The organism is Pseudoalteromonas sp. NZS71 (assembly GCF_015864715.1).
Classification (GTDB): Bacteria; Pseudomonadota; Gammaproteobacteria; order Enterobacterales; family Alteromonadaceae; genus Pseudoalteromonas; species Pseudoalteromonas arctica.
Genome location: NZ_JADYWS010000010.1, coordinates 99,346 through 118,783, shown reverse-complemented (window position 1 = coordinate 118,783; position 19,438 = coordinate 99,346). Strand labels below are relative to the sequence as shown.

Annotated in this window: 16 protein-coding genes; 11 read left to right on the top strand and 5 right to left on the bottom strand. The window is 40.7% G+C overall.

Annotated features, from left to right (window positions below; all coding sequences use genetic code 11):
* Positions 1–7 precede the first annotated feature (7 nt).
* Positions 8–2,215 (bottom strand): fatty acid oxidation complex subunit alpha FadJ, encoded by a 2,208-nt coding sequence (gene fadJ / locus I6E85_RS08740; protein WP_101164079.1) that lies wholly within the window; start codon positions 2,213–2,215, stop codon positions 8–10.
* A complete protein-coding gene (gene fadI / locus I6E85_RS08735) occupies positions 2,215–3,525 on the bottom strand; it encodes an acetyl-CoA C-acyltransferase FadI (protein WP_004335629.1) in 1,311 nt (436 codons plus the stop codon). Before fadI ends, fadJ begins: the two co-directional genes overlap by 1 nt.
* Positions 3,526–3,831: 306 nt before the next feature.
* On the opposite strand from fadI, the gene I6E85_RS08730 reads away from it, so the two are divergent.
* The 9 genes from I6E85_RS08730 (at position 3,832) to I6E85_RS08690 (ending at position 13,139) form a co-directional block, all read left to right on the top strand.
* On the top strand, positions 3,832–4,788 hold the full coding sequence (locus I6E85_RS08730; RefSeq protein WP_004335627.1) for a MoxR family ATPase: 957 nt from the start codon (positions 3,832–3,834) through the stop codon (positions 4,786–4,788).
* A 3-nt stretch (positions 4,789–4,791) separates the two neighbouring features.
* Complete coding sequence (locus I6E85_RS08725; protein WP_010554656.1) at positions 4,792–5,736, top strand: DUF58 domain-containing protein; 945 nt, start codon at positions 4,792–4,794, stop codon at positions 5,734–5,736.
* A gap of 2 nt (positions 5,737–5,738) precedes the next feature.
* Positions 5,739–6,173 carry a DUF4381 domain-containing protein gene (locus I6E85_RS08720; protein WP_004335624.1) on the top strand — a complete coding sequence of 145 codons (435 nt, stop codon included), beginning with the start codon at positions 5,739–5,741 and terminating at the stop codon, positions 6,171–6,173.
* The gene (locus I6E85_RS08715; RefSeq protein ID WP_101164078.1) at positions 6,166–7,152 is read left to right on the top strand and encodes a VWA domain-containing protein; all 987 of its coding nucleotides are present in this window, start codon (positions 6,166–6,168) and stop codon (positions 7,150–7,152) included. Before I6E85_RS08720 ends, I6E85_RS08715 begins: the two co-directional genes overlap by 8 nt.
* A complete protein-coding gene (locus tag I6E85_RS08710; protein ID WP_101164077.1) occupies positions 7,152–9,092 on the top strand; it encodes a VWA domain-containing protein in 1,941 nt (646 codons plus the stop codon). The genes I6E85_RS08715 and I6E85_RS08710 overlap by 1 nt, the downstream gene beginning before the upstream one ends.
* Positions 9,086–10,744, top strand: a complete 1,659-nt coding sequence (locus tag I6E85_RS08705) for a BatD family protein (RefSeq protein ID WP_197236851.1) — start codon at positions 9,086–9,088, stop codon at positions 10,742–10,744. Before I6E85_RS08710 ends, I6E85_RS08705 begins: the two co-directional genes overlap by 7 nt.
* 60 nt (positions 10,745–10,804) lie before the next feature.
* Positions 10,805–11,362, top strand: a complete 558-nt coding sequence (locus tag I6E85_RS08700; RefSeq protein ID WP_032827217.1) for a sigma-70 family RNA polymerase sigma factor — start codon at positions 10,805–10,807, stop codon at positions 11,360–11,362.
* On the top strand, positions 11,362–12,114 hold the full coding sequence (locus I6E85_RS08695; protein WP_024608912.1) for a DUF3379 family protein: 753 nt from the start codon (positions 11,362–11,364) through the stop codon (positions 12,112–12,114). The genes I6E85_RS08700 and I6E85_RS08695 overlap by 1 nt, the downstream gene beginning before the upstream one ends.
* A gap of 164 nt (positions 12,115–12,278) precedes the next feature.
* Positions 12,279–13,139, top strand: a complete 861-nt coding sequence (locus tag I6E85_RS08690) for a Tim44 domain-containing protein (RefSeq protein ID WP_197236850.1) — start codon at positions 12,279–12,281, stop codon at positions 13,137–13,139.
* A 48-nt stretch (positions 13,140–13,187) separates the two neighbouring features.
* On the opposite strand, the gene ggt is transcribed toward I6E85_RS08690, so the two are convergent.
* Both ggt and I6E85_RS08680 read right to left on the bottom strand, forming a co-directional pair.
* A complete protein-coding gene (ggt, locus tag I6E85_RS08685) occupies positions 13,188–14,861 on the bottom strand; it encodes a gamma-glutamyltransferase (RefSeq protein ID WP_197236849.1) in 1,674 nt (557 codons plus the stop codon).
* Between the two features lie 92 nt (positions 14,862–14,953).
* Positions 14,954–15,496: a GNAT family N-acetyltransferase gene (locus tag I6E85_RS08680; RefSeq protein WP_024608915.1), complete on the bottom strand. Its 543-nt coding sequence runs from the start codon at positions 15,494–15,496 to the stop codon at positions 14,954–14,956.
* Between the two features lie 51 nt (positions 15,497–15,547).
* Between I6E85_RS08680 and I6E85_RS08675 the strand changes: the two genes are divergently transcribed.
* Positions 15,548–15,913, top strand: coding sequence for a hypothetical protein (locus I6E85_RS08675; protein ID WP_024591652.1), 366 nt, complete (start codon positions 15,548–15,550; stop codon positions 15,911–15,913).
* Positions 15,914–16,016: 103 nt separating this feature from the next.
* On the opposite strand, the gene fabB is transcribed toward I6E85_RS08675, so the two are convergent.
* A complete protein-coding gene (gene fabB, locus I6E85_RS08670; protein ID WP_007582000.1) occupies positions 16,017–17,228 on the bottom strand; it encodes a beta-ketoacyl-ACP synthase I in 1,212 nt (403 codons plus the stop codon).
* Positions 17,229–17,406: 178 nt separating this feature from the next.
* Here fabB and mnmC point away from each other — a divergent pair, with 178 nt between their 5' ends.
* On the top strand, positions 17,407–19,416 hold the full coding sequence (mnmC, locus tag I6E85_RS08665) for a bifunctional tRNA (5-methylaminomethyl-2-thiouridine)(34)-methyltransferase MnmD/FAD-dependent 5-carboxymethylaminomethyl-2-thiouridine(34) oxidoreductase MnmC (RefSeq protein WP_197236848.1): 2,010 nt from the start codon (positions 17,407–17,409) through the stop codon (positions 19,414–19,416).
* The last annotated feature ends 22 nt before the right edge of the window (positions 19,417–19,438 follow it).

Here is a 19,438-nt window from a genome sequence, read left to right as displayed (position 1 = left end):
AGAAACTTTATTCTTTCGTTTCAATCTCTTTGGTAACTTCAGGCTCAGTTACACTTTGCTCTTGTGACTCAGTGCTTTGTACTTCAGGAGCTACAACCTCAACATGTGTTGCGTTATAAAAAGTAGCACCAGAGCTTGCCATTGTTACCAGTGATTCACATGGTGCAAAGTTAGCATCGCTGTTAGCTAATGTAGACATATCAGAGCTTATTTTACTTGCGCCTAATTTATCCATATAGCTAAACGGGCCACCTAAAAATGGTGGAAAACCAATACCAAATATTGCACCGATATCGCCATCACGTGGGCTGGCAATAATGCCATCATCTAAACAGCGTACTGCTTCGTTAAGCATTTGCGATACACAACGCTTAGCAATTTCGCTCTTGTTTAAACGTGGAGCCGGGGTAACACCCAATAGTTCGTAAACTGACTCATCAACCTTTTTGCCTTTTTTATCGTATTCATAAAAACCACGACCAGACTTACGGCCAAGGCGTTTTGAATCAATCATACGCATAAATGCATCAGGGCCTTTAAAACGCTCGCCTAATTCTTTTTCAAGAATTGGGGCAATTTTAGAGCCAATATCAATACCTACTTCATCAAGTAGAGCCAGCGGGCCTACCGGAAAACCAAACTCAACAAGCGCCGCATCAATCTTTTCAATTGGCTCGCCTGCTAACATTAAGTTAGCAGCTTCGTTTAAGTAAGGCGCTAAAATACGGTTGACGTAAAAACCGGCCATGTCTTTTACAACAATTGGCGTTTTACCTTGCTTACGTGCAAAGTTAACAACGCGGGCAATGGTCTCTTGAGACGTACCTTCGTGTGGAATAATTTCCACTAATGGCATTTTTTCCACTGGTGAAAAGTAATGCAAGCCAATTACATTTTCAGGACGTGCTGCCTGCGCTGCAATTTGCGATATTGGTAATGATGACGTGTTACTTGCAAAAATTGTATTTGCTTGGCATTGCTGCTCTACGTCTGCAACCATACCTTGCTTAAGTGCAAGATCTTCAAACACCGCTTCTATTACTAAATCAATGTGTTTAAAGCCACTGTAGTCAGTTGTACCTGTAATACGGTTCATCGTTAACTGCACATCAGCTTTAGACATAATACGACGCTTAAGGCGCTTATCTAAAATTTTATAGGTGTAGCTCATTGCATTACTAATGCCCTGCTCTGCTACATCTTTAATACGTACCGGTACTTTAGCTTTAACAGCACTTACGTGCGCAATGCCTGCGCCCATTAGTCCACCACCTAAAACAGCAGTTTTGCTTATTGCGGGTGCGTCATCATTGCGCCACTCTTTTTTCATTTCAGTGGTTGCAAAGAAAATACCGCGAAGCGCTTTCGATTCGTCACTCATTACAAGTGTTGCAAAGCTTTCAGCTTCTGTTTTATACGCTTTTAGCTCATCAAGCTCTACACTAGCTCGCACTGCTTTAATAATAGCGAGTGGTGCTGGGTAGTGCCCGCCCGTTTTTTTAAGTACGTTTTCTTTTGCTTTTTTAAAGATAAAGTTACGACCAAACGGGTTTGACTCTAGTAATTTACTAATATTGTCGAGCTTTGGCTCTTTTGCTTGTGGCTTTTTCTTAGTCGCAAATTCTTTTGCAACTTTTAGCAGCACACTGTGCGGTACACAGTCATCAAGCACACCTGCTTTTTTAGCTTGCTTAGGGCGAATCTGTTTACCTGTTAGCATCCACTCTAGTGCTTTTTGAATACCAACAATTTTAGTTAAGCGTTGGGTGCCGCCGCCACCAGGAAGTAAACCAAGTTGCACTTCTGGTAAGCCAATTTTTGTTAAATCACTGTCGGTACCAACACGGTAATCACATGCTAAAGCAAACTCTAAACCACCACCTAATGCAGCGCCATGAATCGCACTTACTGTTGTGTATGGCAATTTTGTCATATCAAAAAACGCTTGATGACATAGCTCGCTAATAGCTAAAGCATCTTCACGCTTTTGAACGCTATCGAGCATTTTTACATCGGCGCCAGCAATAAAGTTATCGCTTTTTCCGCTTATAAATACCATGCCTTTTACATTTTGCGACTTAGCGTCTTCTAGTAACGCTTTTAAATCATCGGCAAAACTGCTGCGCAGGGTATTCATTTTCTCACCCGGCACATCAATCGTTACCACGGCGATTTTATTTTCATCTACCGCTAAATTAAATACTGAATCTGTCATTACGCGCTCTCCAATACAAAGGCTGCACCTAAACCACCAGCAGCACACGCTGTTGTTAATGCTAAACCGCCACCACGACGTTTAAGCTCGTGTAAGCTTTGCGTAATTAAGCGTGCACCTGTCGCTGCAAATGGGTGACCATATGCTAAAGAGCCGCCGTTAACGTTAAACTTATCCATGTTAATTTCGCCAATTGCTTTGCTGCGACCTAAATGCTCTTGTGCAAATTTGTCTGAAGCAAACATTTTCATATTGGCAAGTGTTTGCGATGCAAACGCTTCGTGCATTTCAATTAAATCTAAATCAGCAAGCGTAATACCCGCTCTATCTAGTGCAATAGGCGTTGAATGAGCTGGGCCCATTAACATGTCTTTTTCTACGCCAATTGCCGAAAATGCAAAGCTACGTACGTAACCTAGTATTTCATAACCTAGTGCTTTTGCTTTGCTTTCGCTCATCATAAGTACGGCCGCTGCACCATCAGTTAATGGTGTTGCATTTGCGGCGGTAACAGTACCGTGCTGACGGTCAAAAACAGGTTTAAGCTTGGCGTAGCCTTCAACAGTTGAGTTTTTACGAATGTTATTATCTTCTGAAATAAAGCTTTTATATGGCGGTAAATGTGCCGTCATTACTTCATCTTTTAACTTTCCATCAGCCCATGCTTGCGTTGCAAGTGAGTGAGAACGATGCGCTAACGCATCTTGATCTTCACGGCTAATATTATGTGTTTTAGCCATTTGCTCAGCAGTTTGCCCCATTGAAAGGCCTGTTGAGTACTCTGCAACTGCAGGAGGCACTGGTAATAAATCTTTTAAGCGCAGTTTTGAAAATATTTTTAAACGTTGACCAAGCGTACGCGCTTTATTTAAATCAACTAAGCTGCCTGCTAGCTTTTTACTAACACCAATTGGCAATACTGATGACGAATCTGCGCCGCCTGCAATACCTACACTTACAGATCCCGCCATAATAGACTCAGCTACATTAGCAATAGCCTGAAAGCTGGTAGCACATGCGCGCGATACAGAATATGCATCAACCGATACCGGCATACCTGTGCCCAATACAATTTCACGTGCAATATTTGGCGCTTCTGGCATTTGTACTACTTGACCAAATACAAGTTGATCAATTTCTGACTTGTTGAAATTTAATCGTTCAAGCATTTCGTTAACCACCAATTTACCCATATCAAGTGCTGGTACATGGTGAAACGCTGTTGCTTGCTTTGCAAAAGGTGTACGTAAGCCGCTGACTATGGCAATACGGTCGCCCTTTGGTGTTTTTAGTATGTTTTGCTCAGACATTTATGCTCTCCCGCTGACAGGTCTGACCTGTTTGTTTTCCTCGATTCTAAACAACCCGTGTACTAAAGCCAATAGATAAACACAAATTTATATAAATAGTGTTTAATTACGACTATCACAATAGGCTTTTTTAGACGCATTTACAAAGTTTTGTGGTACGCTAAAAATCGTTAAAAAATAACGAACTATTTTAAAAAATACAGTCTAACTCTTGAGTTACCCAATTATAAACCTTATAAATAGGTCAGTATTTATCACCTAACACTATTAGGTACAAACCCAGCTGACGAGGACAGTCCACTTATTATGGCAGCTAACGCATTTTCACAATTAAAAACGTACTTAGATACACAAATCATTGGCCAGCCAGAGCTTACACAAGCGCTACTTATTGCTATTTTAGCTGATGGTCACTTATTAGTAGAAGGCCCTCCTGGGCTTGCAAAAACACGTGCAGTTAATGCACTTGCTAAAGGTATTGAAGGATCGTTTCAGCGCGTACAGTTTACGCCAGACTTATTACCGGCTGATGTAACAGGTACCGATATTTACCGCCAACAAACTAGCGAGTTTGTATTTGAAAAAGGCCCTCTTTTTCACAACCTAATTTTAGCTGACGAAATTAACCGTGCACCAGCCAAAGTACAATCAGCACTATTAGAAGCCATGGCAGAGCGACAAGTGACCGTGGGTAAAAACACTTATCCGCTTAGCGAACTATTTTTAGTTATGGCAACACAAAACCCGCTAGAGCAAGAAGGGACTTACCCGTTACCAGAAGCCCAGCTGGATCGCTTTTTACTGCACCTAAGTATTGGCTACCCTGGCGCAGAGCATGAGCTTGATATACTACGTTTAACACGTGGCGAAGCGCTTAACGAGCAACAACCAGTAATGCAAAAAATTAGTCAAAGCGATTTATTTGCAGCTCGTAAAGAAATATTAGGCCTTTATTTAGCAGAGCCGCTTGAGCAATATTTAGTACAACTTATTATTGCCACTCGTGAAGGCGCTAAATTAGATGCGCAACTAGGTAGCTGGATTGAATTTGGTGCAAGTCCGCGTGCAACAATAGCACTTGATAAATGTGCTCGTGCTCATGCATGGCTTCAAGGCCGTGACTTTGTAGCACCTGATGACATTCAAGCTGTTGTGCATAACGTACTGCGTCACCGCATTATTTTAAGTTACGAAGCCCAAGCCGATGGCATTACTAAAGATCAAGTAATAAGCCGTATAGTTGAACTTGTAGCCGTACCATAAGTTATGCAAAAACAATTAGAATCCCAAGCATGGCTCAAACAGAGCCATAGCCACGGTGTTAATTTAGCACTCAAAGAGCTGATGTATTACAAAGCCAAAGCGCAATTGCTCGAACTTGCCCCTAAGGTAAAAATAAAAAACACCTTAACAGGGCAATACCTTGCACCGCACAAAGGTCGAGGAATGGAATTTGCCGAAGTGCGACATTATCAGCAAGGTGACGATATTCGTTCTATTGATTGGCGAGTTACTGCGCGTACCGGCGAGACTCACACAAAGCTCTTTCAAGAAGAAAAAGAGCGCCCTGTGTTTGTATTTACTGATTTTTCAAACTCAATGCTGTTTGGTTCAAAGTTACTATTAAAGTCGGTGCAAGCTGCGCATATAAGCGCTCTTGTTGCATGGTCGGCGTGTCAGCGCGGCGATAGAATTGGCGGTATTGTGTTTAATCAGCACTCGCATTTGGAGCTAAAGCCCAGCGCCCGTGAAAAAGCAGTCCTTAAGCTTTGTCATAATTTATGCGACAACCACCAGCAAGCGCTCAACAATATTGATAAAACAGCCCCTAACAACTTTAGCGATAACCTAAAGCGCCTTAATCATTTAGCAAAACCAGGCAGCTTAGTGTATTTGGTGTCTGATTTTAATGCTCTGGATGATGCCAGCTTTAAGCAACTCGAAATATTAAGCCGCCACTGCGAGCTGATTGGTTGCCATATAAGCGATCCATTTGAGCATCAGTTACCTGCGTTTAAGCAAGCCGTTACTGTTAATGCAAATGGTCAAGACTTTGCCCTACCATTAATGGATAACAGCTTTAGAGAACGCTTTGCTAAAAATGCTGAGCAAGCATTTAGTACGCGCTTTAATCGCTTAACTAAATCGGGTCTTAATTTAATATCATTCAATGCAGCAACACCGCTTGAGCTGCAATTAGTGAGAAAATAACCATGCAAACCAATCCACTCGATGGCCTGCACGATATAATAGCGCCAAGCCAAGTTAATTGGTGGCCACTCGCCCCTGCTTGGTGGGTTATTATTGCACTGCTGTTTTTAGCACTGTGCGCAGCTATTTATATATTTTACAAAAAACATAAATTTAAAAAGCCTAAACGCTACGCAATACAATTGAGCCAAAGTGAGCAAAATCCTCAGCAACTGCATATTATTTTAAAACGTTTAGTGATTGAATATTACGACAAGCGCCTTGCTGCGCAATCTACCTCTAAATGGTGCACAACACTTAATACACTCACCGGTTTGAGCTTTACAGAACAAGAAATACTAAGCTTGTATAACCCCAGCCAAAAAGATACAACACTGTGCGAAAAATTTCGCCAAGGTATTAAGCAATTTAAAATAAAGGAGTCAGTAAATGTTTGAATTTAGCTGGCCATGGTTATTTTTATTAATACCCTTACCTTTATTACTTTTACTATTAAAACCCGCAGCAAGTAATGCCAGTATGCGTTTACGTATACCCAGTTTTGCAAAGCACAATTTAACCAGTCAAAGCATTGAGCCACACGCACGACGTTTAAATCCTTTCGAGTGGGTAATTTGGTTATTACTTGTTACTGCCGCTGCCAATCCAACATGGTTAGATGAGCCAATCTCATTACCAAATGAAGGGCGCGATATAATGTTAGCAGTTGACTTATCAGGCTCAATGACCGAACAAGACATGGCTTACAATGGCCAATATGTTGACCGCCTTACCATGGTAAAAGCCGTACTCAGTGATTTTATAGAGCAGCGTCAAGGCGACAGGCTTGGGCTGATATTATTTGGCGACACCGCGTTTTTACAAACCCCGCTCACGCGCGACGTTAAAACAGTAAGTAAAATGCTCAGTGAAGCGCAAATTGGTTTAGTAGGACGCGCAACAGCCATTGGTGATGCATTGGGTCTTTCGGTAAAACGCTTTGCCAATAAAGATGAGAGTAACCGTATTGTGGTGCTATTAACCGACGGACAAAATACCGCGGGCAATTTAAACCCAGAAGATGCACTACTGCTAGCCCGCGAGGAAGGTATTAAAGTGTACACCATTGGCGTTGGCTCAGATAATCCGCGCGGCTTTAGCCTCTTTAATATGGGTGGCTCTAGTGGCAGTAGTTTAGATGAAAGCTTACTTAAAAAGATTGCCGAGCAAACTGGCGGATTATACTTTAGGGCCAAAGATGTAGCAGGCCTTCAACAAATTTATGCAGAGCTTGATAAACTTGAACCTATTAGCGCTGATGAACAAACATTTCGCCCACAAAGCTCATTATTTTACTACCCGTTACTTATCGCTATTTTACTTATTAGCTTAAAAGTAATGCTGAGTACACTGCGTGCATTAAAGGAGCCAAACTAATGGATTTTGAATTTATTCGCCCCGCTCTTTTATGGTTACTCATACCTGCTGTGGCATTATTTTTTGTCGCCTTAATTAAGCATAAAAAAACCACCAGTGAGCAGCTAATTGCACCGCATTTAGCACAATTTATAATGAGCGAAGCAAACACTAAAGCCAGCCAGCCACTTTGGTTAGTTGCTTTGTTTTGCAGCCTTGGCATTTTATTTAGTGCTGGGCCTAGCTTTGAGAAAAAACAAGTTCCTGTATTTCAAAGTAAAAGTGCCCGTGTAATTGTTATGGATATGTCGTACTCAATGTACAGCACCGATATTTTACCAAATCGTTTAATGCAATCACGCTTTAAAGCGCTTGATATGATTGAGCTATTTAGAGAAGGTGATACCGCGCTTGTAGCTTACGCAGGCACAGCCTATATAATATCGCCGCTAACAAACGACGCCACAACACTCAGTAATTTAATTCCAAGCTTAAGCCCTGAAATAATGCCAGACAAAGGCTCAAACGTTTTAGCCGGTCTTGATATGGCCAAAGAGCTATTAACGCAAGCGGGTTATATTGATGGCGACATTATTTTAGTGACCGACGGTATTGACCAGCAAGAACAAAGCGACGTGAGTAGCTTTACCAGTAACACCCAATATAGATTAAATATATATGGCGTGGGTACCGCTCAAGGCGCTCCAATTAAGTTACCTGAAGGTGGTTTTTTGAAAGACAGATACGGCCAAATTGTAGTACCTACTCTCAATGCCAGTCAGCTTAAAAATTTAGCATCGAGCAGTGGTGGTAAATTTGCTAGTTACCAGCCTAGTAATAACGACATAAATACGTTTGCCCCAAATGCACAGAGTGAATTATTGAAAGACGAAAAACAAAGCCACGCACTTTGGCGAATAGATGCAGGTATATACGGACTCTTGTTATTACTGCCATTTGGTTTGTATTTATTTAGACGCGCTGCCTTGTTAGGCGCATTTTTAGCTTTTGGTTTTTTACCGCAGCAAAATGCGTATGCCGTAGAGCTCCCTACTCTTTTGCAAAATGCAGATCAACGTGCATTAGAGGCTTACAATAATAAAGAATACGATGCAGCAACACAGGCGCAATCGAGTGAGTTAAAAGGCGCGGCGCTTTACCAGCAAGGTAATTTTGATGCTGCACTTAATGAGTTTAGTAATGATAAGTCGGCTACCGGTTTATACAACTACGGTAATGCCCTCGCCAAAGCTGGCAAGCTTGAGGACGCCATTGAAGCCTACAAACAAGCCCAAACCTTACAAGACGACTTTACACAAGCAACTGACAACCAAGCTTTAGTTGAACAATTACTCAATCAACAAGAGCAACAAAACCAGCAAGATCAGCAAAGCGACGGCGACGACTCTCAAGACCAAGATGATAGCCAGAAAAAAGATGAGCAAAACCAAGGGCAAAATTCTGATGAGTCAAAACAGGATAAGCAACAAAATGGTGATAAAAGCGATTCTGAAAAAGGCGAAAACGAAAGTCAAAGCTCAAGCGATGAAAAATCTGATAAAGAATCAGATAAAGAGTCTGAACAATCAAAAGATCAACAAGGTGAGCCTGGTGAGCAATCAGACAAGCAAAATGAACCTGATATGCAAGCTCAGCCACAAAGTGAGCAAGGGCAAAATAAAGACGCTGACCAGCCTCAAGACGAGCAGCAACAAAGTAAGCCACAAACAATGAGTGAGCAACCTGCTACTGATGAGCAAAAACAAAGTGCTCAGCAACAAGCTATGCAAGCCCAAGCAAGTGAGCTCACTAATGAAGAAAAAGAAAAAGCACAACAGCTTAATCAACTACTTAGAAAAGTCCCGGACGATCCGGCTATTTTATTACGGAATAAAATGCAATTAGAAGCCCAAAAAAGACAATATAAACGTCGCCCTACAGGAGTCGAAAAATCATGGTAATGCGATTATTTTGCTGTTTATTGCTATTAAGTGCGATGCCTTCGTGGGCTGCCACCAAATTAGAAGCCAGCGTAGATAAAAACCCTGTTTTAGCGGGTGAATTTTTTATGCTTAATATATCCGTAGACGATACAGTTAAGGGCGAGCAACCAGACACCTCATCGCTGTTAAAAGACTTTGTGGTAGGCCCAACAAGCTTAAGTTCTCGTACCAACATTATTAATGGCAGCATTAATAAACAAACCACGTGGTCAGTTAAATTAATGACCCGTGCAGAGGGTGATTACACTATTCCGGCATTTAGCGTTGCAGGGTTAACCTCACAGCCTATTAAATTAAAAGTGGCAAAACGCTCAGTTGATGCAGATAAAAATAACGAAATATTTTTAAAAACGTCGCTCTCGAGTAATTCATTGTTTGTCCAAGAAGCCGGTGTTTACACTATTAAGCTTTACCTTGCGAAAGAACTGCTTGATGGCAGCTTAAGCACACCAAGTATGGAAGATGCTCAGCTAACCCAATTGGGTAAGCAAACTGAAAGCTATGAGCTTGTTGATGGTAAACGCTACCTTGTTATTACTCGCGAGTATTTGATTCAGCCACAAAAAAGTGGTGCGTACACTATTGCAGGCCCCGCTTTTCAAGGGCGAGTACAACAAAATTATCGTCAATTAGAAGTATCAGCTCTTGGCGACGATCAGCAAGTAGAAATCAAACCAATTCCGAGTGACTATAAAGGTGCATGGTTACCAAGCGAGCTGGTTAGTCTTGATGAAGAATGGCAACCTAACGACAACACCGTAGAAGTAGGTACGCCTATAACACGTACTATTACACTTACCGCGCTTGGGGTTACAAAAGAGCAATTACCTGAAATCTCTATGCCTACCATTGATGGCATACGCAGCTACCCTGATAAAAAAGAAAATAACAATGCAGTACGTGACGGACGCGTTGTATCGCAGCAAACTGCATCGTATGCATTATTGCCGCAAAAACCAGGTACTTACACTTTACCTGAAATACAGCTGCCTTGGTTTAATACTAAAATGAATCGTATTAGCGTAGCTACATTACCAAAGCGCACTATAACGGTAACGCCAAGTAGTACCGCACCTAATACCGCCGTGGCAAACCCACAATCAAACCCAAACAATTTACCTGCTATTGAAAATATTTCGAATGAAGCGGCAGGCACACAACGTATTGAAACTAAAAGTGATACTCCTCTTTGGTTAATAGTTGTTGCCGCTTTAGGGTATATTTTATGGATTGGTACTGTAATTTTTTACTTAATGACCCGTTCTACTAAAAATACGACTGAGAAATTACAACCAAACAACCGTGATATTTCTCAGCCGAGCTTAAATGAGCTTAAAGCTTTAGCTAAAACGAACGATGTGAAAGCTTTTTACACCGCATTAAATAGTTTTTCTGTAAAGGTGACTCACAAAAATGTTGGCGCTATTGATGAGCTTTGCGTCCGCGTAAACAGCAGCGAGCTTAATGGCCTCATTAGCCAATTGCAGGCACAACTTTATAGTAACAAAGGCGCAAACACGGATCTTAATGCTATTATTAAAATTCTTGAGAACTATCAAACTCAAGCATCAAAGTCGCAACAAGCTGTATTAAAAGACCTTTATGATTAATAACTACGATACTCAGGTCTTTTTTGCAATAAATAATAATTTTTAATTAAAAAAGTGCTTATGCTTGGAAAGAAAAAATCAAACAATCAGGTCTTAATCGATATGGCAGAGAAACAAAAGCGTTATGAAGCCTTGGTCCACGTTTACAATAAAGAGCTTTATCGCTTTGCTTATTGGTTATGCCGTGATCCGCACATAGCAGATGATTTAGTACAAGAAACGTTTTTACGCGCGTGGCGTTCTCTCGACTCTTTACTTGATCAAAAGGCAGCTAAACCTTGGCTGCTTACTATATTACGAAGAGAAAATGCGCGCCGATTTGAACGTAAACAGTTTGATTACAGCGACGTAGAAAACGATACGCTTGTTGATGAAACCAGCCACTCATTAGATGATGAAATGGAGCAAACGGTTATCCAACGCCAGATTGCCCTGCTATCTGATGAATACCGAGAGCCATTATTACTACAAGTTGTAATGGGCTGCTCTGGCGAAGAGATCGCAGGCATACTTAATTTAAATAAAAACACGGTAATGACTCGTTTATACCGTGCCCGAAATCAACTTAAAGAGGCTTTAAGCCGTGATGATGAACAACTTAAAGGGGCATCAAAATAATGGATGAACTTGAGTTTCGTCGCCGCACTATTGCGCAGCCAAACGACATTGACAAGGAGCTCATGGAGTTTGCTAACAATAACCCAGAGCGACAAAGTTTTATTAACGATATGAAAGATTTTGATAAATTTATTCAAGACTCTTTAGATATACCTGTGCCTGAAAACCTTGCAGACCGCATTCTTTTAAACACATCGTTAAAAGAAAAAGCACTGCAAGAAGAGCAAGCAACAGGAAAAAATGTAGTTGATGCCCGCTCGCGTTTTAAGCTTGACCGCGTGCATCTTGCATTAGCTGCATCTTTTGTAGTGGCTATTAGTGCTTTCTTTTTTAGTACAGAGCAAAATATTGCACACGAAGCGGGTGAGCATGCGCTTGCCCATGTGTACTACGAAATTAGTGCGCTTGATAAAAAAGAGCCCATTAGCCTACAAAGCGTTAACGACAAGCTTGCAGTATTAGGTGGTCATCTTGATGAGCTTCCTGGTGATGTAACTTACGCTATGTTTTGTGATTTTAAAGGCGAAAAAGGGCTGCATTTGATATTTGAGTCTGACTTTGGTCCTATGACGGTATTTATAGTGCCTTCTGAAAATAAATCATTTGGTTTTGGCGATGATAATTTCCGCGATGAGCGCTTTGAAGGTCATATTAACCGAGGCTCACAAGCAGATACTATTTTAGTGGCAAGTGTTGGAGCACCTCTAAATACTTATAACGAACGCGTTACTGGCGCTATTCGTTGGCTTTAAAATAAACAAATTTACCGCTTAGTCCCTACTAAGCGGTTTTTTGATTATATACCCACCAATAAACTTTTTCTTTTATACTCAAAACCTCTGATTTTTAAAGTAATTAATTAAATTCCTTAAGAAAGTAAATTATAATCGCGGCTCGATTTTAATTAGGGAATTTCATGAAGAACATCATCGTTATTTTTTCATTATTGGCATTATTATGTACTGCCAGTTTTGATGCACACGCACGTAAAAAGTTTGGCAGTAGCAAACGTGGACAAACTCCTGCAACACAACAAACAGCACAAAAACAAAAAGCAGATACAACAACCCCAACAGCAGCACCTAAAGCCACATCAAATAAAAAAGGCATTATGGCTGGCGTTTTGGGTGGTCTTTTAGCGGGTGGCTTAATTGCAGCAATGTTAGGCGACGATTTTGAAGGTTTTAAGCTATTAGAAATGATTTTATTAGCTGGCGGACTCTTTATTTTATTTAAGCTAGTAACAGGCTTTTTACGTACTGATCGTGCCCCACAACTTGCAGATGCCAGTGCAGGTACAAGTGCTCAGCAAAATGCTTTTAAACAAGCACCAATCGAGCAGCCAATGAGTACAGGCTTTGCTAACAGCGCCCCACAAGGTGAAAGTGTCCCTTTTAATTTACCACCTAACTTTGACGTTAATGGCTTTTTGCAAGGTGCCCGTAGTCATTACCATACGCTACAAACTGCATGGAACAATGCCGATTACACCACAATGGCTGAATACTTAAGCCCTGCACTTGTTGCCGAATTTAAAGCTGAGCGTGAAGCTATACAAAGCGTAGAAACAGAAGTGATGTTTATTGATGCCGAACTTGTGCGCGCAGATACAAACGCGCAATCGTGGCAGGTTAGTGTTCGCTTTAAAGGTAAGTACCGTGATTTAGGCGATAAAAAAGAACAGCCTATTTTAGAAATTTGGCACTTAGAGCGTCTAATTTCAGACGATGCTCCATGGCTAATAGTGGGTGTTGAAGATTTAATTGATACTCAATAAGCTTTTATTATTTTAAACACCGCGCTTTTTAGCACGGTGTTTTTTTATTTAAAAAACAATTGATTTACCGCGCCCTGATGCTTCAGAAGCGGCATCTAATTGCCCATTTTTATTAATAATAACGTGTAAGTCACCAAAGTGTCTCTCGTCTATGGTGTAACCCATTTTTGTAAGCTCTGCTTTTACGCTATCGGTTAAACCAATGTGCGTTCTAATTATATTTTTAGGCCACAATTGATGATGAAAACGAGGGCTATTTACAACCTGCTCTGCACTCATATCAAACTCTACTGCATTTAAGATAGATTCGTACACAGAGCTAATAATGGTTGTGCCACCAGGCGAGCCTGTCACCATTTTAACGGTGTTGTCTTTAAGTAGTATTGTAGGTGTCATCGAACTCAACATACGCTTGTGTGGCTGTATTTCATTAGCTTTACCGCCTATTGCACCAAACACATTCATAACGCCTGGTTTGGCGCTAAAGTCGTCCATTTCATCATTTAAAATAAATCCCGCACCTTCAACAACTACACCACTACCAAACCCTAGGTTTATTGTGGTGGTATTTGCTACAGCGTTACCCATTTTATCAACGATTGAAAAGTGCGTAGTTTGCTCACTTTCTTTAAGGCCCGGTTTAATATTTTCGGTAGTCGAGATAGCGGTTAACAAAATGCCATTACTGCGCTCTTTGAGGTAGTTAATATTAGTTAACGCGTTTACTGGAACATCAAAAAAATCAGGATCGCCTAAATACTCTGCTCTATCTGCAAATACACGTTTACCTATTTCAGAAAGTAAGTGCACATACTGAGTCGAGTTATGCGCTAAGCCTGTATCTGGTTTTTGTAACTCATACATTTTTAGCCACTGTAAAATAGCAATACCACCTGAACTTGGCGGTGGCGAAGTAAGTACTTCATAACCATTCCAACTTGCTTTAATGGGTGTACGTGATTTAGCGGTATAATTTTTTAAATCATCTTGATTAATAATACCACCATGCTGGTGCATAAATTTAGCAATAATATTTGCAGTCTCGCCTTTATAAAATCCATCTTGACCGTTATCACGAATACGCTTTAGCGTTGCCGCTAGCTCTGGTTGCTTAAAGACTTTATTGGCTTTTACATCAGCAAAATATTTTTCAAAGTTTACATTTATTTTTTGCTCTTTTAGATGGGCTATATAATTGCTCACACCTTTTGCTAACTTAGGCGGAACTATAAACCCTTGCTCAGCCAACGTTACAGCAGGCTGTACTAGTGTTTCCCACTTTAAAGTGCCATGCTTTTGATGGGCAAGCCACATACCCGCTACACTGCCAGGTACACCGCTTGCGTGAATGCCATATATTGATTTGTTTGCAATAACATTACCTTGCTCATCTAAATACATATCACGATGAGCCGCCGTTGGTGCTGTCTCGCGATAATCTATAAAATCGCCTTTGCCATCTTTTTGAATAAGCATAAATCCCCCGCCGCCAATATTTCCAGCTTCAGGAAGCGTCACTGCAAGTACAAATTGTGCCGTAATAGCTGCATCAACAGCATTACCGCCTTGCTCTAATATACTTTTAGCAGCATCGGCACTGAACGAGTCTGGCATTGCGACCGCGCTTTGCGCTAAAGGCTGCGCCAAAACACTAAAAGTAGTGAACTGTAAAACCAGTACACTTTTGACGATTAATTTACGTGGTGAAAAAAACAATCCCATACAACATCCTTAATTTATTATTTTTGTTGCCCATATTAATGCACGTCACTTAAGGACAGGTCAATCTTTATGCTGTTGATATTTAATCATCTTCAAACGTTTTTTGAATAAAGTACCGCGGGTAAGTCGCCTTGCTCATCTGTATGTGTATAATTTTTTATAAATTGCAGGCCTAACTTTTTCATTATTGTTATAGAGGCCGTATTATCTTTTAGTGCAGTTGAGCTCATCGCCTTAACGTCATCTTGCTTAATGAGTTCATCACATAATGCTAAAGCCGCCTCGGTTGCATAACCATGCCCCCAACTCGCTTGTTTAAAGCGCCAACCTATTTCAATATCGCTGTAATTTGGTGCATCACTAAAGAAATTCATAGGTCTTATTAATACCCAGCCAATAAATGTATTGGTTTGCTTTAGAGTGATACTCCACAGCCCCCAGCCTTTTAGCTCATTTCTATATGCGAGCATACGAGGCACTCCCTCATTTTTTATTTGCTCTAAAGAGGTAGGTACACCTCGCGTTAAATACTGCATTACGGCGGGGTCTTGGTCGAGTTCAAATAATTGAGGCCAATCGTGCTCATTCATTAATTTAAAATTTAATCGTTTTGTTACGGGGGCGTTCATTTTCATTGTTGTATAGTCTGCCTCGAATTAATTATCAGTCTCTAAAGGAGATAGCACATGAATAAATTAGCAGGTTTAGCTTTATTAGGCACTTTAATTACATTAACTGGTTGTGAAGATGCCAACGAAGTAAAAGAAGATGCAAAAGATAAAAGCGCACAAATGCAAGAAAAGCTTGGTGATGCATGGAACGACGTTAAAGAGACAACTAACGATCTTAAAAATGATGAGTCTTTAAACGAGCTATTAGAGCAAAGTAAAACAATGGGCTTAGACATGTACGACGACGGCAAAGAGATTGCGGTTGATGCATGGATTAAAAGCAAAGAAGCTGCTGGCGAGTTAACTGAAAAAACTAAGCAGAAAGCGCAAGATATTGCTGACGAAATTGAGCAAGCGCGTAAAGAACATAACGAAGGTTAATTTAACTTTCGATAATAAAAAAGGAAAGCCTCGGCTTTCCTTTTTTGTTTTAAGCTATTTAGCCCAGATATGTGTTTACATATTTAGGGCTTATAAGCTCAAATTAACCTTTGTACTTACTCATAACTAAAGTCGCGTTTGTGCCACCAAAGCCAAAGCTATTAGACATTACAGTATTTAACTCAACGTCACGACGCTCAGTAATAATATCTAAACCTGCCGCTTGCTCATCTAGCTCATCAATATTAATTGAAGGCGCTACAAAGCTGTGCTCTAGCATCAATAATGAGAAAATAGCTTCGTGAACACCTGCAGCACCGAGGGCATGACCCGTCATTGCTTTAGTTGCGCTGATCATTGGTGACTTACCACCAAACACTTCTTGAATCGCACCAAGCTCTTTAACGTCGCCTACAGGTGTAGATGTGCCGTGCGTATTTAGGTAATCAATACTGTCTACATCTTGCATAGCTTGGCGCATACAACGTGCTGCACCTTCGCCAGATGGAGCAACCATGTCGTAGCCATCTGATGTTGCACCGTAACCAACAATTTCAGCGTAAATATGCGCGCCACGTGCAAGTGCATGTTCAAGTTCTTCAACTACAACAATACCGCCGCCGCCAGATATAACAAAACCATCGCGATTTGCATCGTATGTACGAGACGCTTTTTCTGGTGTTTCGTTGTACTTAGTAGAAAGTGCGCCCATAGCGTCAAATTCCATTGCCAATGTCCAGTGTAGTTCTTCACCGCCACCAGCAAATACAACATCTTGCTTACCTAATTGAATTTGTTCTACTGCATTACCAATACAATGCGCAGATGTTGCACATGCAGAGCTAATTGAGTAGTTAACACCTTTAATTTTAAAGGGTGTTGCTAAACAAGCAGATGTAGTGCTCGCCATAGTACGTGGAACCATATAAGGCCCTACACGTTTTACGCCTTTTTCACGTAAAATATCAGCAGCTTCTACCTGCCATTTAGACGAACCACCGCCAGAGCCAACAATAATACCCGTGCGCTCATTTGATACTTGGTCGTCAGACAAACCTGAGTCTTCAATTGCTTGAGTCATCGAAATATAAGAATATGCAGCAGCATCACCCATAAAGCGCATTGCTTTGCGGTCAACATGTGCTTTAACGTCAATATCAATTTTACCCGATACGTTACTACGTAACTTATAATCGGCAAATTCTTGGTTAAAAGCGATACCGCTTTTGCCCGTTTTTAACGATTCTAATACTTCTTCTTTGTTGTTACCAATGCTTGATACAACACCGATACCTGTAATTACAGCTCTTCTCATGGGTAATTCCCTTAGCTTAATACTTAATTGCATTCTATTTTACGCGAATTTAATCACCTAAGTGGTCAGCTTTCTAGCGTACACTTGTACTCTGAACTGCTAGCTTATAAATAACGCCAGACTATTACAAAGAAAACCCGTAAAATAATTAAAAATATATCTATAAATTTAAAAAATTATGATTAAGAACGCACATAGTCACATTAATAATTTAGGTACACCTTTGACTAATGACTCCGGTGATATTTATTTTTCTAATGACGATGGCTTAGCTCAATCGCATTATGTGTACTATGAGCAAAATAATATAGATGTACGATTACAAAATCATGACCAATCACATTTTGTTATTGCCGAAACCGGTTTTGGCACCGGTTTAAACTTTTTAAATACGTGGCAACGCTTTAAAGACCACCTTGAGCGGATGCAAGTTCAAAATGAATGTGAAAAAAGCGTAAAACGCCTTCACTATATTTCGTTTGAAAAGTCCCCCTTAACATTAACAGACTTAAAACAAGCATTAACCGCTTGGCCTACCTTAAGTTATTTTAGTGAGCAATTAACAGTAAACTACCCAATTAATTTAGAAGGATGCCACCGGCTCGAATTTAATAATGGCAGTGTTGTTCTCGATTTATACTTTGGTGATGCGCTTGAATCAATACAAGCAATGAGCTACCCGCAAACAGGAATTGTTGATGCTTGGTATTTAAATGGGCCTGAGCCAAGTAAAAATCCTGATATGTGGCAGCAAAGTTTATTTAACTCCATGGCTGATATAACAAGAGCTCATGCAACCTTATCGACTTTTACTGCCGCTGACTTTGTTCAACGAGGATTAATAGAGGCTGGCTTTAGTACTAAAAAAGCCAAAAATTTTAATCAAAAAGAAGATATGCTTACTGGTCAACTTAAACATGTTAATAACGCTCAATCAACCCCCGCTTATTTTAATCAAGATAGCAGTACTTTAAAAAATGTAGCGGTCATTGGCGGTGGTATTGCCAGTAGCTGTATTTTATACAGCTTGGCTAAACGAGGCATAACCAGCCAATTATTCTGCCAAGATGAAAAGCCTGCAATGGGGGCATCGCACAATGTGCAAGGCGCTATTTACCCTCACCTACAAGCTAAAAACTCGCCGCACAGCGAATTGTTTGCACATAGCTTTTTATACGCAAAACGTTTGTATAACCAGTTACTCAAAAACGGCTTTAGCTTTGATTACGATTGGTGCGGCGTATTACAACACGCAGTAAAAAAACCTCTCGCTGATAAGCACGAAAACTTAGCACAAAAGCAACTGTGGCCAACCCAGCTAATGCACAACGTAACCGCAGAGCAAGGCGATGAAATAGCCGGCGTAACAACAGGTTATTCAGGCGTATTTTTTGAACAAGGCGGCTGGGTTAACCCGCCGCAATTAGTAAACGCTATGCTAAGCGCTGCAAATAGCATAAGCCCATTTAAAAGCCTATTTAACTGCAATATAAAGCAGCTTAAAAAAACTGATAGCGGTTGGTTTTTATTAACGAATGATGAGCAGCTAGGCCCTTTTAGCGATGTAATTATTTGTGCAGGTGAGCACAGCGATGCATTTGAGCAAACAAAAGCGCTACCTATAGTAGGCGTACGCGGTCAGGTTTCACATATTGAGGCAAGTGAGCAATCACGCAAACTTAAAACAGTGCTATGCCATAAAGGGTATTTTACCCCGGCTTATTTAGATCATCACTGTATGGGTGCCACATTTGAAAAAAACACTAAAAGCCGCCAAGTTACAGCGCTCGACAACCAATTAAACCAAGAGCAACTACTTAGCTTTTACCAGCAAAGTGAATTTGCCTCCACCCTTGGCAATATAAACTCGGCAAAAGCGGCTGTTCGCTGCACATTTATAGATCACCTACCAATGGCAGGGCAATGGTGCGAGCAAAGTGATTACATAATGGCTTTTGCTAATCTACGTTTAGGTAAACGCTACCAATATGAGAAACTTAATAAACCACAACAAGGCCTACATATTTTTACCGGTTTTGGTGCACGCGCATTGTGTAGCGCACCGCTAAGTGCAGACCACCTCGTAAGTTGTTTAAATAACGAGCCCCGCCCATTAAGCGAACGTGTAAGCCAAGCTATTCACCCTGCTCGGTTTATAGTGCGAGACTTAATTCGTAATAAAATTTAAATGACATTGGTGCTTATTGAGG

Bases quoted from the DNA above. Each gene is read 5' to 3' on its own strand.
- fadJ (WP_101164079.1), bottom strand. From the start codon at position 2,215: ATGACAGATTCAGTATTTAATTTAGCGGTAGATGAAAATAAAATCGCC.
- fadI (WP_004335629.1), bottom strand. From the start codon at position 3,525: ATGTCTGAGCAAAACATACTAAAAACACCAAAGGGCGACCGTATTGCC.
- I6E85_RS08730 (WP_004335627.1), top strand. From the start codon at position 3,832: ATGGCAGCTAACGCATTTTCACAATTAAAAACGTACTTAGATACACAA.
- I6E85_RS08725 (WP_010554656.1), top strand. From the start codon at position 4,792: ATGCAAAAACAATTAGAATCCCAAGCATGGCTCAAACAGAGCCATAGC.
- I6E85_RS08720 (WP_004335624.1), top strand. From the start codon at position 5,739: ATGCAAACCAATCCACTCGATGGCCTGCACGATATAATAGCGCCAAGC.
- I6E85_RS08715 (WP_101164078.1), top strand. From the start codon at position 6,166: ATGTTTGAATTTAGCTGGCCATGGTTATTTTTATTAATACCCTTACCT.
- I6E85_RS08710 (WP_101164077.1), top strand. From the start codon at position 7,152: ATGGATTTTGAATTTATTCGCCCCGCTCTTTTATGGTTACTCATACCT.
- I6E85_RS08705 (WP_197236851.1), top strand. From the start codon at position 9,086: ATGGTAATGCGATTATTTTGCTGTTTATTGCTATTAAGTGCGATGCCT.
- I6E85_RS08700 (WP_032827217.1), top strand. From the start codon at position 10,805: ATGCTTGGAAAGAAAAAATCAAACAATCAGGTCTTAATCGATATGGCA.
- I6E85_RS08695 (WP_024608912.1), top strand. From the start codon at position 11,362: ATGGATGAACTTGAGTTTCGTCGCCGCACTATTGCGCAGCCAAACGAC.
- I6E85_RS08690 (WP_197236850.1), top strand. From the start codon at position 12,279: ATGAAGAACATCATCGTTATTTTTTCATTATTGGCATTATTATGTACT.
- ggt (WP_197236849.1), bottom strand. From the start codon at position 14,861: ATGGGATTGTTTTTTTCACCACGTAAATTAATCGTCAAAAGTGTACTG.
- I6E85_RS08680 (WP_024608915.1), bottom strand. From the start codon at position 15,496: ATGAAAATGAACGCCCCCGTAACAAAACGATTAAATTTTAAATTAATG.
- I6E85_RS08675 (WP_024591652.1), top strand. From the start codon at position 15,548: ATGAATAAATTAGCAGGTTTAGCTTTATTAGGCACTTTAATTACATTA.
- fabB (WP_007582000.1), bottom strand. From the start codon at position 17,228: ATGAGAAGAGCTGTAATTACAGGTATCGGTGTTGTATCAAGCATTGGT.
- mnmC (WP_197236848.1), top strand. From the start codon at position 17,407: ATGATTAAGAACGCACATAGTCACATTAATAATTTAGGTACACCTTTG.